At 38.0% G+C, this 15,478-nt stretch carries 11 protein-coding genes and 1 pseudogene; 4 read left to right on the top strand and 8 right to left on the bottom strand.

Going from position 1 to position 15,478, the window contains the following annotated elements; translation table 11 throughout:
- Positions 1-60: 60 nt before the first annotated feature.
- From CV014_RS00620 to CV014_RS00610, 3 genes are all read right to left on the bottom strand, one after another.
- Positions 61-432 (bottom strand): NHLP leader peptide family RiPP precursor, encoded by a 372-nt coding sequence (locus CV014_RS00620; RefSeq protein WP_236140251.1) that lies wholly within the window; start codon positions 430-432, stop codon positions 61-63.
- A 116-nt stretch (positions 433-548) separates the two neighbouring features.
- A complete protein-coding gene (locus tag CV014_RS00615; RefSeq protein ID WP_236140250.1) occupies positions 549-926 on the bottom strand; it encodes an NHLP leader peptide family RiPP precursor in 378 nt (125 codons plus the stop codon).
- Between the two features lie 212 nt (positions 927-1,138).
- A complete protein-coding gene (locus tag CV014_RS00610; RefSeq protein WP_236140249.1) occupies positions 1,139-1,513 on the bottom strand; it encodes an NHLP leader peptide family RiPP precursor in 375 nt (124 codons plus the stop codon).
- A 414-nt stretch (positions 1,514-1,927) separates the two neighbouring features.
- On the opposite strand from CV014_RS00610, the gene CV014_RS00605 reads away from it, so the two are divergent.
- From CV014_RS00605 to CV014_RS00590, 4 genes are all read left to right on the top strand, one after another.
- On the top strand, positions 1,928-2,311 hold the full coding sequence (locus tag CV014_RS00605; RefSeq protein ID WP_236140248.1) for an NHLP leader peptide family RiPP precursor: 384 nt from the start codon (positions 1,928-1,930) through the stop codon (positions 2,309-2,311).
- Positions 2,312-2,459: 148 nt separating this feature from the next.
- Positions 2,460-2,930, top strand: a complete 471-nt coding sequence (locus CV014_RS00600; RefSeq protein ID WP_236140247.1) for an NHLP leader peptide family RiPP precursor — start codon at positions 2,460-2,462, stop codon at positions 2,928-2,930.
- A 117-nt stretch (positions 2,931-3,047) separates the two neighbouring features.
- A complete protein-coding gene (locus CV014_RS00595; RefSeq protein WP_236140246.1) occupies positions 3,048-3,476 on the top strand; it encodes an NHLP leader peptide family RiPP precursor in 429 nt (142 codons plus the stop codon).
- A gap of 275 nt (positions 3,477-3,751) precedes the next feature.
- Entirely contained in the window at positions 3,752-4,750 is a 999-nt protein-coding gene (locus CV014_RS00590) for an aldo/keto reductase (RefSeq protein ID WP_236140245.1), read from the top strand.
- 83 nt (positions 4,751-4,833) lie between these two features.
- Here CV014_RS00590 and CV014_RS00585 read toward each other — a convergent pair whose 3' ends face one another.
- From CV014_RS00585 to CV014_RS00565, 5 genes and pseudogenes are all read right to left on the bottom strand, one after another.
- Positions 4,834-8,181, bottom strand: a complete 3,348-nt coding sequence (locus CV014_RS00585) for a type 2 lanthipeptide synthetase LanM family protein (protein ID WP_236140244.1) — start codon at positions 8,179-8,181, stop codon at positions 4,834-4,836.
- 48 nt (positions 8,182-8,229) lie between these two features.
- Positions 8,230-8,922, bottom strand: a complete 693-nt coding sequence (locus CV014_RS00580) for a hypothetical protein (protein ID WP_236140243.1) — start codon at positions 8,920-8,922, stop codon at positions 8,230-8,232.
- Positions 8,923-9,559: 637 nt separating this feature from the next.
- On the bottom strand, positions 9,560-12,076 hold the full coding sequence (locus CV014_RS00575) for a Pls/PosA family non-ribosomal peptide synthetase (RefSeq protein WP_339391053.1): 2,517 nt from the start codon (positions 12,074-12,076) through the stop codon (positions 9,560-9,562).
- Positions 12,068-13,557, bottom strand: a pseudogene (locus CV014_RS00570) (amino acid adenylation domain-containing protein); the annotation flags it as partial. The gene CV014_RS00575 and the pseudogene CV014_RS00570, both read right to left, overlap by 9 nt.
- A gap of 160 nt (positions 13,558-13,717) precedes the next feature.
- Entirely contained in the window at positions 13,718-15,175 is a 1,458-nt protein-coding gene (locus CV014_RS00565) for a radical SAM family RiPP maturation amino acid epimerase (protein ID WP_236140242.1), read from the bottom strand.
- Positions 15,176-15,478: the final 303 nt, after the last annotated feature.

Raw genomic sequence — 15,478 nt, 5'->3', positions numbered from 1 at the left:
TTTGCTAGGAAAAATTATCAATGAACCTTTCAAAAACTCTCAGGGATAATTGCAACTTTTTTACTTTTTCCGATTTTGTTTAATGGAATACTCAAAAGATGCAAAAACAGATACTTGAGCGGCTGTCTTGACAATTAACTTTGAGACTGCGAATATCGATGCCCCTGCAACAGCCTCTAGTTCTGACTGAGAAATTATACCATCATGAACTAGTTCATCAATATCAACTGGTAATACTAAATAGAGTTGTTTTGAACTCTGTTGTAGAACCTCAATTGATAAATCTTCTGGTAACTCAGTACCTAATTCTTCTGCCAAAACCGCTTTAGCATCGCTTAATAAGCGTTGTTTGTAAGCAGGGTCTTCTATTGCCTTAGCAATGATATGATCTTGCCAACTTTCAGGAGTTGATGGTTTGGAGTTTGTAGCCATAATAAATGATGAAATTGGAGAATATAACCTTTGCCGAATTAAATTTAAACTTCATCTCTGACTAAAATATAAAGAAAGGCAAAGGTCTAAACATTTCTGACAGGATGGCGAAAATCTTACCTCTTACTCTTAGCTTTTTTAAGAGAATACTCAATGGATGCAAAGATAGCCGCACTAGCAGCTCCATCACGAATTAACCTTGATACTGCTGATATTAAAGATGCTCCTGCAACAGACCCTAGTTCTGATTGAGAAATAATCCCATCACGAACTAGTTCATCAATATCAACTGGTAATACTAAATAGAGTTGTTTTGAACTCTGCTGTAAAACCTCAACTGATAAATCTTCTGGTAACTCAGCACCTAACTCTTCTGCTAAAACCGCTTTAGTATCACTTAATAAGCGTTGTTTGTAAGCGGGATCTTCTATCGCTTTAGCAATAATGTGATCCTGCAAACTTTCAGGGTTTAATGCTTGAGGATTTGTAGTCATGATTCATTCTCCATTAGATACTTTTTGTGCTGCAATTCCTATCTTCTACCCTTGCCAACAAGCAAAATCAGGTTAATAATTAAAACCTGGTTTTCGACACAAGTGCAAGATGTCTGATAAGCTGTAGAGAAGTTAATTCGCAAACTCTTTTATTTTAGATATTGACTACTGTCAACAAATCTCACTAACAATTGTGCTATTTAAAAGCGAGGCTATTTTTTACTTTTCCATTTATCCCATGCTTTTCTAGAAACGTAGTCTATGCTCGCAAAAACACTGACATTAGCAGTTAACTTTGATATAGCTGATATACTTCCTCCGGCAATAGTTTCCAGTTCTTCATGAGAGAGCATACCATCCCGAATAATTTCATCAATATCAATTGGCAGCACTAAATAGATTTGTTGTGGACTTTGCTGCAAAACCTCAAATGATACATCTTGTGGTAACTCAGAACCTAATTCTTCTTCTAAAACTGCTTTAGGATTGCTCAATAAACGTTGTCTATAAGCAGAATTTTCTACCGCCTTAGCAACCATGCGCTCTTCTAAGCTTTCTGTATTGGAGCTTTCAGAGTTTATAGTCATGATTGATTCTCCTATTTCATGGCAATATTCATCTGTCATTAATTTCAGATTAAAGTTATTATTCAATGTTGTAAATGTTCAATCTTTATTTATGAATGCTAGTAATTACATATTGACAACTAATATAAAACTGTTTAACATATGATACTTTTTGGCATATAGTTAATTCTACAAGCAGTTGAAATTACAAATAAAAAATTGAGAGTCACTACTATAAAATCTGCATAGCTATCTAAATTCCTGTTTCATATCATCTGAATATTGAACTACATTAACTAGTTTATGTGAAGTAGGGTTCAATACAGCACTTTCTCGCTTGATTCATATGCAAATATGTCTGCATTAGTCAAAAATACATGAGTTAAAAGTGTAACTGCTCACAGTTGACTAAAATTAATCCAAAAAGGCAGAACAATGAGCGAACAAGAACAAATACTAGAAACTAGCCAAGAAAATCTAGAAGCAAAAATCATTGCTAGAGCTTGGAAGAATGATGCTTATAGGCAAGAGTTACTCGAAAATCCTAAAGCGGTAATCGCACGGGAATTTAATGTGGAATTACCCACAGAAGTGAGTGTACAAGTTCTGGAAGAAACCCCAACAAACTTGTATTTTGTACTACCTATGCGTCCGCAGTTTGAAGCAGGAGAGTTAGCCGATATTTCTGAGGAAGAACTGGCGCAGGTAGCTGGAGGTCTCAATGGCAAAATAGAATTGTCCAAAGGTGTATTTTCAGCCCTCTTTTCAGTTTCTGTTGACCAGTTAAGACGATATAGCCAGAGACGGCAAGCGAAATAGCTAGAGATGTCAGAAGAAGGTAATTTATCCAGCATTATCTGCTTCTTTTGTACTTCATAGAAAAGTATGTAACTGCTTTTCAGACTTATCACCATAAGACCCACAAAATTTCACTAATCCATCCATTATTGAACTAAGGAGAAAAAAAATGAGCGAACAAGAACAAATCCTAGAAAATAGCCAAGAAAATCTAGAAGCAAAAATCATTGCTAGAGCTTGGAAGAATGACGCTTATAAGCAAGAGTTACTCGAAAATCCTAAAGCAGTGATCGCACGGGAATTTAATGTGGAATTACCCGCAGAAGTGAGTGTACAAGTTCTGGAAGAAACTCCAACAAACTTGTATTTTGTACTACCTATGCGTCCGCAGTTTGAAGCAGGAGAGTTAGCTGATGTTTCTGAGGAAGAACTAGAAATGCTCGCTGGTGCTAGTGCTGCTGCTATTAGTAGAGCTGTTTCTATCTCTGTTGCTATTACCAAGAACTGGTCAAAACAAGCATCAAATGCTGTATCAAACGCTACAAGAGCCGTGTCAAACAACAAATCCGTTCAATACACGGGAGCATCAGTGGTTTCCGCAGGTGTTTCCGCAGGTGTTGGTGGCGGTGGAAAAAGATAAAAAATGCAATTGTTCAGATAGTTCTTGATATAACTTCACTACAAAAATTATCAAAAGCTATCGCCCATATTCTGCAAAGCTAATTACTCAATCCATCATCGAACTAAGGAAAATAAAATGAACGAACAAGAACAAATTCTAGAAAATAACCAAGAAAATCTAGAAGCAAAAATCATTGCTAGAGCTTGGAAGAGTGACGCTTACAAGCAAGAGTTACTCGAAAATCCTAAAGCGGTAATCGCACGGGAATTTGATGTAGAAATACCCGCAGAAGTGAGTGTACAAGTTCTGGAAGAAACTCCAACAAACTTGTATTTTGTTCTGCCTATGCGTCCGCAGTTTGAAGCAGAAGAGTTAGCTGATATTTCTGCGGAAGAACTAGAATTGCTTGCTGGTGCTAGTGTTTCTGCTATTAGCAGAGCTGTTTCTAGGGTATTGAATCCATCAAAAGATACTAAAAAGCTTTCCCATAAAGTCTATTCTTCAGGACTGGGTGCATCCGCAGTAAGTGCAAGCTACGTTTCAGCTCTGTATACCAAAGGCTAATAAACTTGCTAATTCATGATTTCTAGGATAATTTTTGTTAGGTTAGTGACAAAGGTTAATCTGTTATTAATTTTATCATATATTAGGCATAAAATAATCAGATTTAACATTTGTAAATAGCCTTAAATTATCCTACTTTAAGTCCATGTTCAATCCTTGACCATGAATGCAAGAAGCACAACTTCTATAACATCGTAAATGTCTATATATTGGGGGAATTGTCAATCAACTCCCCCCTCTTTTTAACTAAAAAGTGATGGCAGTGAATCAAGTTTATGCAACAACTAATTTCTGTAGTTAAATCTGATAATTATTTATCCGCTAACAGTCATCCTAGTTTGCCTTTTTATCGCCAGCTAGGGCGTACTGATTTAACAGTCAGTTGTTTGGGTATAGGTGGTGGAGGTGGTATTTCTAGTGAAGATACAATTTATGCGTTTGAGCAAGGAATTAACTACTTTTTCTATTCAAGTGATTTGCATCATTATACTTATATAAATATGGCAGATGCTCTACGTCAACTGTGTGGGCGTGGTTCTTCTGTGCGGGAAAAAGTAGTTTTAGCGACGGTGACTTATATTAAGAGTCCAGAATCTTTATTTGGTATTTTGATTGACCAATTTGAAGAATTGGGAATTGATTATATCGATGTATTATTTTGGGGCTGGGTTGGCGATCGCGATGCTGTAGTGATCCAAGATTGCTTAGAGCATTCTCCGCACTTAAGAGGGCCAAACACAGTATACCAAAGATTTGTAGAAGAGACTTACGGGGTATCTGAACGGCTGAAAAAAATGGGTGCTGTTCGTTATATAGGTGCATCATTTCACAATCTCAATCATGCTCAAGCATGGCTGAACCACCCTTATTTAGATGTGATGATGGTGAGAAATAATCCAGCGCACAGAACAGCACAGAAAAAAATCTTTGCAAACTTAGATCCAGAAGATCCACAACGTTCAGGAATCGTGACTTTTAAATCTATAGGGGAACATATAATCCCACATCCAACATTGCCTGAGTGGTGTTGGCGGCCTGATATACCTGATTTTTATCGTTATTCCTTATCACAAAACTGTGTAGATGTTGTTTTGATGGGGGTGACAAACAGAGAGGAAATTGATCAGGCGATCGCAGCAGTGCAGCAAGGCAAACTTTCTCCTAAAGAGATTGATTACCTCAATTTATATTCTGATATGGTTCGGTATAATATTGATATTAAGAATTTACCTGCTAGAGAATTATTCCGGCTAGTTCGTCAAGGAAAAAATTAGTAATCGAGTTGTTGATCAAACTCGAACCCATACAAAAAGCAAGTTACCTGTTACGTAACTTGCTTTTTTTTACTGCTGTAATATTATTGCCATAATAGTACAGATGGTAATCTTTGAGGATATAGAAATCTTAGCAAAGCATAGCCAATACCAGCCTTTCCTTGAGCAAAGCCTGGATGATAAACATCTGGAGATAATTTAGGAAGCAGTTGAAAAGACCTATTTTGCTGTTTTCTGTGCAAGGCTAAAACTATCTTTTGACGTGCAGTTTCTAAAAGTTCTGGACGCTCTAATTGCTCAGATGCTAATAACAATACTTCTAGATATCCAAAACTACCACAGCAGAGGCTATCTAATGGCTCTAAGTTGCCTTTGAGAACTTTTGACAAATTATTATCTATCTCTTGGGAAATTTCATTTGTATTCAGAATTCTGAAAGTTCCTAGACGAGCAAGAGTAATTCCAGCTAAACCATGACACCAACTATTAATAGACGACAATGATAAGCTACTAATATCTAGTAAATCACCTTTTTCAGTGAGATAATTCTGCTCGTAGCTAATAGCTGCTTGTGCTGCTGATAAAAACACTACATTTTGAGTAGCTGCATACAAGCGCAATAATGTATAAGCAATACCCGCTATACCTTGAGAAAATCCTATCAATACCTCTGCTTCTTCGTTAGAGTTTAGCCATACTTGATCAACGCTATTTGCATTTTGCCGTAAATCTAACAAATGCTGACCCCAGTTAGTGGCTTGTACTAGAGTTTCTGGTTCTTTAGTAACTTCATATAAAGCTAATAGACTCAGAATAATACTAGCAGTACCATCTAATATGCCTGGCATTTGGTTGTCAGCAGTTGTATCTAGTGTGAGCCAAGAGGCTATTTTTTTAGCATCATCAATTAACTTTGTTTCACCTAAAAATTCTGAAATTTGTACCAGAGTATAAACTATAGAGGCTACACCTCTAGCACCGCCAAGACCCATATTTTTAATCATAATTTCCTGAAAAGATGGGTCTTTTTCTATTAAAGCTTGGCGTAATAAATATATAGATCCTAATGCTAGTTCCTTAAACTCTGACTGATTGGTGACATTTGCTAATGCTGCCAAAAATAGAGCTATACCACAATTGCCATCATATAAACTAAAATCGAGGGGCAACAGTTGAAACTTTTGAATATTACTCTGGTATTTCATTCCTGCCCAAGCCGCATCTTGAGCATCACTAAAAATCGCTTGTTGCTGGATTTCTTTACCGATGGCGATCGCCTGCTCTAAAATAGTATCGTTTGTTAAAGAAATAACAGTGTTTTCCCTAACACTCAGATTTGGTGTCTCCAACACGGAACTACACAAATCCTCTACACTCAGATTAGAGTAGAGTGCAGCGTTAATAATCTTAATTTGGTGGACTAAATCTTCGTCACTCAGTTGCTGTAAACGCTGAATAACGGCATCATAACCACAAACCTCGAAAAAATTATCAATAGTTGTTTCTGAATTAATGGTGATAGCTTTGCTGTTGGCATTTCCAGTAACATAGGGAATATCTAGTTGTTCTAAAGCCTGTTTTTCCGGTGCGATGATTCTCCATAAAGGATGTTGCTCATCTGATAGAGAAATAAATCCTTTGCTGATAACATCTAGCTGAATACTACGTTCTACACCATCTCGAAGATACTGACAACGCAAGGAGTTAGACAATATATTGAAGTAAAGTTGCGTATTCCGCAAGACAATACGTAATTTATGATTTTTAAATAGCTTGATCGGACTATCTTCTGCTAATAAATCCTCTTGATATTTTCGGAAAAATCCATACATTTGCTGAAAACCATCTATTAATTCTTGACTATGGTTTTTCAAAGAGGTATCAATAGCATTGCCAAAAGGTTGGTTTTTTGGCTTTTTCAAGTCATGATTGGTATCTTCTTGTACCTCCATTACCATCCCATCGGTATTAATGTAATTCCAGACAAATTTTAATAAAGGAAGACTATCTTCACTTGCGTCTTTTAGTCCACCTATGTCTATTGCGAGATTACTAGTTTGCCCAACAGGAATACACGCTCCTGGTAATAAAGCTGTAGCAGATACGGAATTGCCTAGTTTATATCTTAATTTGGATACCGCATCATCAATATCCTGATTCGTGATTTCGGGATTAAGGAGAGTTTCTAAATCTATGAGAACTGGTTGTTCTCCAGATGCAATGATGTTCTCATAATGAAAATCTGTTCCCCTTAAAACGTAGGCAATACACAATACCATCCCTGCACGCTGATAATAGCGATTCACAGCTTGTTGATTTTCACAAGGTAACGCCTCAACAAATTCCATCCAACCGTGAGTAGAACAGTTGAGAATTTTCAGTAACTTTAAAGGGAAAGTGATTCCCTGTTGATTTATCCAATTCAGAAATTCAAAATAAGCCTGTTCTAAACCTAAGTCTTTTGGTTTGTAGACTAATTTTAGTCCAGAAGCAAACTGCACTATCATTACTGAACGCCCACGATTATGAGGATCGGAAAGTCCACCTTCAATATTGATTACTTGTTCAAGTTCTTGATCTGGTGAGAAATTTTGTGTAATTTCATCCCAGTCTGAAGCCAATCTTAGGAGAAATTCTTCTACAGTTTCTACCCATAAATCCGTAACTGTCGCTGCCAATCTAGCTGCAACACTATATTCCTTAAAAAAGGATAATAGTTGATTATCTAGTATTTTTTTGACAAAGTTCTGATACTTGTAATTAGCAAAATTTCCTTGCAATTTCTGGATCAGGTGATTTAGTCCAGAACTACGATAAGAACGAAATAATGTAAATTCAACATTTAAGCATTCAGCTAAAAGATCACTCAATTTATTGATAAGATTACGCTCTATTTGAGCTTGAGCATCATGAGATAATAATGGCTTGCGACAACCTAAACGAGCAATTAATTTTTGTTTGGCTACTTCAATAAATGGTATAAGTATTTCTTGAAATGGCAGGGGATTTTGGATATCTATATAAGAATATTTTGCTGAATTCGTCTCATCAAAAATTTCCCCAGCAATAGAGCCAGCAACTATCATTGCTTGCTTTAATGTGTCAGTCCACTTGGGTAATTCAGTATGGTCTATGAGACTAACCTTATCTAAAGCAGGTCGAACAATATTAATATCTAGTTTATCAACAGCTAGACGTTGGCTAAATTTTTGCTCATCTCCTTTAGCTATAAATTGACACCATTTATCTAAACGAGTTTGAATTAACTCTTGATCTGTTTCAGCATCTTCAGTGATAAAACGTCCATCCAGCCTTTCCCAAATGCTGCTAGATTTTTCGACAATTTCTAGTAGGTCTTGTGTGGTTATTGAGATATTAGTCTCATTCTGATTGTTAGATGTTAAATTGATTAAAGTAGAGTAGTTCTGCATATAGATTTTATTTTTGAATGATCGAAAACTTTAATAAAACAATGTAATTTATGGTTTATTAATAATGGTAGTTGTTGCCTGTGGTGATAAACCGACACTCGCAGCTAATTGTTCTAAAGCTATTCGTTCCCGTGTATTTGTATTGAGTCTTTCTGTGACAGCAGCAACATAATCTGCATTGCCAATATGATTAATCTGCTGTTGAGGCTGCATATTAACACTGGCAATACTTGAATTATCAGAAAACTTTTGCATTTGGTAAGCTGCAATTTTTGCAGCTTGACGTGCTTGTAGATATTCAATGTAATGCTGGACTATAGCAACTCTTTTTTGACGTTTTGCTTCTAGCCAACGAGCTTTGAGAACAGATGATTGTTGAGTAGCAGTTAAGAGCCTAATAGGGTTAACTGTAATCCCAATGTAAAACTCTTGATAATTGTCAAATGATCCGTATGTCGTTCCAGAGAAACTAATACTCATCACATCATTAAAAGGACTTAAACCTCTGGCTGCTTGTGCGTCTAGTATGTCGGCAGAATTACGTTCAGCGATACTAACTAACTCCTCAATGTTTTTGAGATCCTGTTGTGTAATCTCAGTTTGTAAGAGTTCAAATTGTTGATTATGATTAAAGTTCTGCTCGGATGCTCCTACTGTAGTAGGAATACTGATAATTGTAAATGCGGAAAATAACGCTACACCCTGAAAAAATCGTGGTTTAATTAATTCTGATAGTGTCATTGTGTAACCTAATAATTTAAATGGCTGTAGCACATCATCAATCCCTTTAGCTTTATTAAAGTTATATTCGTGGAGGAAATTGACTTATGATTATTTAATTCAAAGGTCTTAAAATTTGAGCAATCATCAAAATTGCTGTCTTTAAATTATCAATTAATTAAGAAAAATCCTGTCAATGATTTTGAATTTTGACAGAACTTGATTTAGAGAGGAGGAATAAAATCAGATGGTGATTAATTTAAGAAATTGTTGGTAATGGATTATAATTGATTTTCCATTACCAAAATAGGGTTATCGATTCCTGGGTTTTACCTACTACTGCATAATACTCTTTAATAAAAAACAACTAAATGCACTATTTTGAGGATTCACTACAGCATTTTTAGCCAGAAATGACTTATTTTATTACTCAATTTTGCTGATTTTGTCCAAGATTAATTGATAAAATTTCTAAAAATCAGGAATTACGCAAGTATCGTAATTAATGCTTGGTGCGTGACGCTATAAGTTTCATGACTACGTTTAAATACTTTCGCAGCGTCACACACCCTACAGAAAAAATATGCTAGTGCTTTGTTCTGGACTGTAGAGACGTTGGGTGCAACGTCTCTACATCATTTATAAAAGTGAGTCAGCCTTAGTTAACTGCGCGAGATGGAATACCTTGCCAATGGCTCTGAAATGGTAGCATTTCACCCTTCATCACTAGAGATAAAGCATCTAATTTTGCTCCAGCTTCCATTTCCGAGTCATACAGAACTATAGCGCGAGGCCCAATACTGCAACCGCGACCAATTCTTAATTTGGACATTTTCATCACGCGGTCTTCAAACAAGTGAGTTTGCAGAGATACTAAATTAGCGATCGCCGCATCATCAGCAACCCGCACTAAATCAAACTCGGTTAAATACGTAGTCTCCATGTAAACTCTGCGACCTATTTTTGCCCCAAATAAACCTAAAATCGGTGCTATTAATGGTGTACCAGTCAACCATCTGAGTAAAAATGGTACAGCGACAGTTTCGTATAAGCCAGTGATAAACTCTGTACGTCGTACAAAAATAGACCACAAAGGCTCTACACGCGGTCGATAGCGTCCAACTACCACCCATTTCAACATCGCTACAAATAGAGTTACTAAAAACGCAGACCCCATAAATAATGCTGGTGACAAAACTATCAGCATTGGTGTTGAGACTGCTGATGTTAGCCAAAATAACCCCATAGAATTCTCGATGAACAGCACATATATGAGGGTTAGGGGTAGAACAATTCGCACAAACTCAATAGCAAGGCGACCCATAACCAGTTTTAGCGGTGGACGGAAAGTTACTCTTTCATCAAAACACTCATCTTGCTGACGACGTGGGAGGAAAATTGCTGGTGAACCCAGCCATGATGAACCAGAAGACACTGGTTTTTTCGGTGGCACAGACAACACCCCAATTAAGCTATGATCACCCAGATATGTGCTGCTAGGGACTAAAGCCGCGTTACCCACAAAGGAACGACTACCAATTTCAGTAGCTCCCAAGGCGAAAAAGCCATTGTAATATTTAGCTGCCCCAATCGTTGCAAAGTCAGCGACAAAACTTTCACTACCCAATCTCAGCAAGTTAGGATCAATCTGCGATACAGTGGAAACTTCTGATCTCGGCCCTACTTTCGCCCCCAACAGACGCAGCCAAGGCATAGTATAAAGGGTGGCGTAGAGGGTGTTAGTTAGTGACAAACTCGTAAACATAAACTTGTCAGCCAGCCACTTACGCAGACCAAAACCAGAATTTTCGGGAAAAATGCCAGGACGAGTATTGGGCATTACCAACCATTTACCCAAGGCGACTACAGCACAGGTTGTCAGTCCATACAATAAACCGGCAATGGGTGTATATAAAAGACCGTTGAGTAGTTTTCCTTGGGATACAGCATATTCCAAGATTAAACCTGGAATGAATATGATGAACGGTAAAGCATTAAACAAGATAAATCCAGCGACAAAACCCATCCAAAGTCTTGGCGACAATTGCACCGAGGGAGTTTTGCGATGGTTCATTTCCTGCAAAATCGGATCAGCATCGGTAGTTGGTTGGGAGGGTGAGCCAGCCCAGACCTGATAATCTGGAATTACTTGGTTTTGTGCTACCAAAGACTGTTCATCTAACTGCACTCCCCGACCTACATGACTACCAAGCATGACTACTGAATTAGTCCCAATAAAGCTATTAGCTCCAATCTTTATAGATGCTTGGTATAACCATCCATCTTCCACTATAAAAGGCTGTACCTGGACACCATAGCCGATGCTCACTCCGTCTTCAATTGTGATTAAATCAGGTAGATGTAAATCTTTCGTGCCGATGTGACAGCCTTCACCAATCTTTCCACCCAATAACCGCATATATAAAGGCATGAGAGGTGAACCCGCTAGATAGTCAAGTGGGGCAACATCTATAATCTTTCTCACTAGCCACCAACGGCAATAATACCAGCCCCACAACGGGTAACGACCAGGGCGAAACTTACCAATGAGCAACCATTTAGCAATGATGGGGAGTGTGAGACTAATTACAAACCACATCAAAGCAAATTCGCTGATTTCAATCAAGACTTGTAGTGGTGATGACCATTCATTGAAATTCCCTAATAGTAAGATGAATGGCATTCCGAAAACAATAAAGACGAGATAGAGCATAACTATTTGTATGCTGCCACTCAACCAAACTCGCAAGTTGCTATGATGTCTAACTGTACGTGGACTTAACTGAGCAGATGCAGTGTGTTGTTTTTGGATGCTCTCAATGTGATTGGCAAGGGATCTAATAGTTGTGTGGGAATATAAATCAGCAATGGAAAGATGCTGTAATGCTGGTTGCTGTCTTAAGTTAGAGATGATCCGCGCCGCAAACAGAGAATGACCACCTAAATCCGCAAAGAAGTCTTCTTCAACAGAAATATTGTCATTTGCAAAAATCTGACCCCAAGCATTAGCTAGTTCTTGTTCAAGCTCTGTAGCTGGTGGCACATATAAACAAGAGTTTTTACTGACTCTCTTGGTAGTGGGAATTGGTAGCTGAGAACGGTCGGCTTTACCATTGGGTAATGTGGGAATAGCATCCAAGATTTCTATGAATGCTGGCACCATGTAGTTAGGCAGACGGTTACTCAGGGAGTTATACAGGCGATATTTTAGAGTTTCCGCATCAGCTACAGGAATATGTAGCGTGATATAAGCAACTAATTCTTTATCTGCATCATTAATAGATACCAGAGAGACAATAGCATTCTCTACTTCTTGATCCTCTAGTAAAACTGCTTCAATTTCTGTCAGTTCAATACGATAACCCCGAATCTTGACTTGATGGTCAATGCGCCCTAAATATTCTATTTCACCATCTGGTGTAAATCGACCTAAATCACCACTACGATATAGTTTTTCTTCTTGCTCACCTAACGCAAAGGGGTTGGGGATAAACTTAGCAGCAGTTTTTTCGGGAAGATTTACATAACCCTGGGTGACACCAATTCCCCCAATGCAGATTTCTCCAATCTCACCTGGTGGAACTTCTTGTAAAGACTCATCGAGAATATAAACGCTGTAGTATGGTAGGGGTTTACCGATAGTTACTGGTTTGTCTGGAACTAATTCCGTCCACAGGGCTGTAACTGTTGTTTCAGTAGGCCCGTAAGTATTTAGCATCCGCCGTCCGCCAATACTCCAACGCTTCACTAAGTCCTGGGGACAGGCTTCACCACCAACTATTAAAGTATGGATGGAGGGGACATCTTTATCTACTGTTGCTAGGAGGGTAGGAACACAGTAGAGCATTGTTACCTGCTGTTCAATCAAGAAATCAGCCAAGTCTGAGCCGATTTTGCGATGATCGTTAGGGGCGACAATTAAAGTAGCTCCCACAGCGAAGGTAGGCCAAATTTCCTCAATGGAGAAATCAAAGGCGATGATGATTCCTTGATAAATGCGATCGCAACTTTTTACGCCATAGATTGGTGTACAAATAGAGATAAAGCTGCATATATTAGAGTGATTGACAGCCACACCTTTAGGTCTGCCAGTCGAGCCGGAAGTATAGATAATGTAACAGAGTTCGTCTTGTGCATCTGACAACAAAATCCGCGTTTTCGGCTGTTTGGCAATATCTTCGGTTACAGCATCCAACATCAATACTTGACAGCCAACTCCAGCAGTTAGTTCACTGAATTTTCTGGTGCTAATCAGTAAATTCAGGGATGCGTTTTCTGCAATAAAGGTGATTCTATCTTGGGGAAAAGACCCATCTAGAGGGATGAAAGCTGCGCCACTCTTAAGTATAGCCAGCAACGTCACATAGGTATTAATTGAGCGTTCCAGCAGAATGCCAATTCTGTCCCTTGATTGATACCTTGACTGACTAAGTAATGGGCTAACTGATTGGCTCGTACATCAAGTTCTTCATAGGTGAGCAACTCAGTATCGCATATCAAAGCCACCGCATCAGGACTAACATCACATCGGTTTTCAAAAAAGTAATGCAGACGTTGTGGTGTTTCTGTGTGACTAAAATTGTCAAACTGAGTATTTAGAGAGTTGACAATTTTGTAGTTATTTGGTTTATTTGACTGATGATATCTAGTTTCCATGCCAAATCTTTCCGATGATCATCATAGCTAGTGAGTAGTTTGAGAAAGTGGGCGATCGCTACCCAATCAATTGCGATTTACCCACTAAAATTGCAGGAGAAATCCCCTGCAAAATCGAGTCTAGAAACTTGTATTAGCGTGAAAATATGTATTCCCGGCCTTACCCCTCTTGCGGTTGAGGCTCAGAATCTAACACTCCGCGCTCAAACAAAACATTCAGATAACAAGATATTCTTGCGGGTGTCACTCCTTTAAGAGCTAACAACTCTGTAATCTCTGCGGTGGTATACTGACCGTGGTGAATTAAAGCACCTAACTCCTGCCACAACACATCATGGTGGAATTTAAAAGTTTTAATGCGAGTTGAAAGTTGAAAACCATCCACCAGAGTTTGATAATTCAAATCACGCCGGAACCGAATCAAATCGCTAGGTCTTAAGATTCGTGGCATATTATCCTGAATCATCCTTTCAATCAAAATCTTCAGGTCATCAGCATCAACAAAAGTGCCTTGATCATAAACCATATAACCCAATGGCCAGCGTTCATCAGCATTACAAGGGCTAATCAGCTTAACACTGCGCTCCACCATATTAAATAAAAATCCTGACACACAAGCAATTGTTCCTTGTCTGTGAGCCTCTTCATCCCCTTCACCTTTTTGCAGATTTGCTTGTCGTTGTCTCCCTGCATGAGCTTTAACAGCGTTTTCTGCCTCTTCATTGAGAAAATTCATCTGCACATTCAACAATTCTTCATCGCTAAACGCTTGATAAACTTTATCCAACATCTTCAAAGACAGAATTGAAAAGCGATTGCAGATACCCTTTTTCTCTCTTGATTGTTTTAAAATTGCCCGTGTTTGCTCAACATTTTTTAGAGGTTGAGCAGTCGTCATCTGCGGGAGAGAACCAGTAATGGCGTGAAAATCATAGCAAAACTTTTCATAATCTGGGTTATCTAGAGGATCAGTAGCCCAATAGCAAAAACCTTTCCCAGCCGCAGAACCTAAAAAGCCTGTCATCACTTCTAGCACGCCGCGCCATAATTGAGCATTTTCTGGAGTGTATAAGAAAATATCACTAAATTTCAGTGCAGACACAGCACAGAATCGACATCCCACAGAACAACCCTTGCTCAATTCAAAACAGACGGGAATGTGTTGAATTACTTTGTGAAAAGCTAAGTTAAATTGGCTGGCTGTACGTGCAATTTGTCTTTCCCGCCATGCACGAATATTTAAGTGACTAACCTCAGAATCGATATCTGTTACTTTATCTAAGCGGTCAAAAAATGCCTGACTTAGTTTTAGGAGTGGAAAATCTGATATATTTTTACAGTTTTTATCCCATTTTGGTCTGACATCTTCAGGATTTAGTTTCAACCCATAGCGCAAAAATGCACTGTAAGGATCTTCAACGACTTGTTCCCGAAATTTACTATCTGCTTCCCAACGTTCCTGAAACCGCTTAACTTGACTAAATTTACTTAGGAGTTGCGGATCAACCTGATCAATAGTTTGAAAGCTATCGTGGTAATCTGTGCAGTATTGCTCAATATCAAAAGCGGGAGGAAGTAAGTCTGTTGATAGCTGTTGAGTTAGGGTTTGAGTTTGCATAAAGGCTGATAATTATATAAACAATTTCAGAATTTTTAGTTTAATTATTGATATTTTTATAAGTAAAAAAGAAGTTTAAAAAATAGCGATCGCATAATTATCACCAAATTAAATCAAGCTAGAAAAAGATGATTAAAGTATTTAGAGAAAAGAGATATATAGAAGAATATGAAAGCCACCGCTAACCAATTTATGGTAAAATTTTTAGCAAATAGATATTCTTTCAATATATCTCTTGAGTTTCCTAGATACTAGAAGAGAGGTGAAATGTACAAAATTTATTCACTACTCTTATAAGCTATG

Origin of the sequence: Nostoc sp. CMAA1605, from assembly GCF_021596505.1 — a bacterium.
Taxonomy (GTDB): Bacteria; Cyanobacteriota; Cyanobacteriia; order Cyanobacteriales; family Nostocaceae; genus Trichormus.
Note: the sequence above shows the minus strand (reverse complement) of the source record. Positions and strands in the feature narration are given on the sequence as shown.

Coding starts and splice junctions, on each gene's coding strand:
- CV014_RS00595 (WP_236140246.1), top strand. CDS start 3,048: ATGAACGAACAAGAACAAATTCTAGAAAATAACCAAGAAAATCTAGAA.
- CV014_RS00585 (WP_236140244.1), bottom strand. CDS start 8,181: ATGCAGAACTACTCTACTTTAATCAATTTAACATCTAACAATCAGAAT.
- CV014_RS00620 (WP_236140251.1), bottom strand. CDS start 432: ATGGCTACAAACTCCAAACCATCAACTCCTGAAAGTTGGCAAGATCAT.
- CV014_RS00565 (WP_236140242.1), bottom strand. CDS start 15,175: ATGCAAACTCAAACCCTAACTCAACAGCTATCAACAGACTTACTTCCT.
- CV014_RS00590 (WP_236140245.1), top strand. CDS start 3,752: ATGCAACAACTAATTTCTGTAGTTAAATCTGATAATTATTTATCCGCT.
- CV014_RS00615 (WP_236140250.1), bottom strand. CDS start 926: ATGACTACAAATCCTCAAGCATTAAACCCTGAAAGTTTGCAGGATCAC.
- CV014_RS00610 (WP_236140249.1), bottom strand. CDS start 1,513: ATGACTATAAACTCTGAAAGCTCCAATACAGAAAGCTTAGAAGAGCGC.
- CV014_RS00580 (WP_236140243.1), bottom strand. CDS start 8,922: ATGACACTATCAGAATTAATTAAACCACGATTTTTTCAGGGTGTAGCG.
- CV014_RS00605 (WP_236140248.1), top strand. CDS start 1,928: ATGAGCGAACAAGAACAAATACTAGAAACTAGCCAAGAAAATCTAGAA.
- CV014_RS00600 (WP_236140247.1), top strand. CDS start 2,460: ATGAGCGAACAAGAACAAATCCTAGAAAATAGCCAAGAAAATCTAGAA.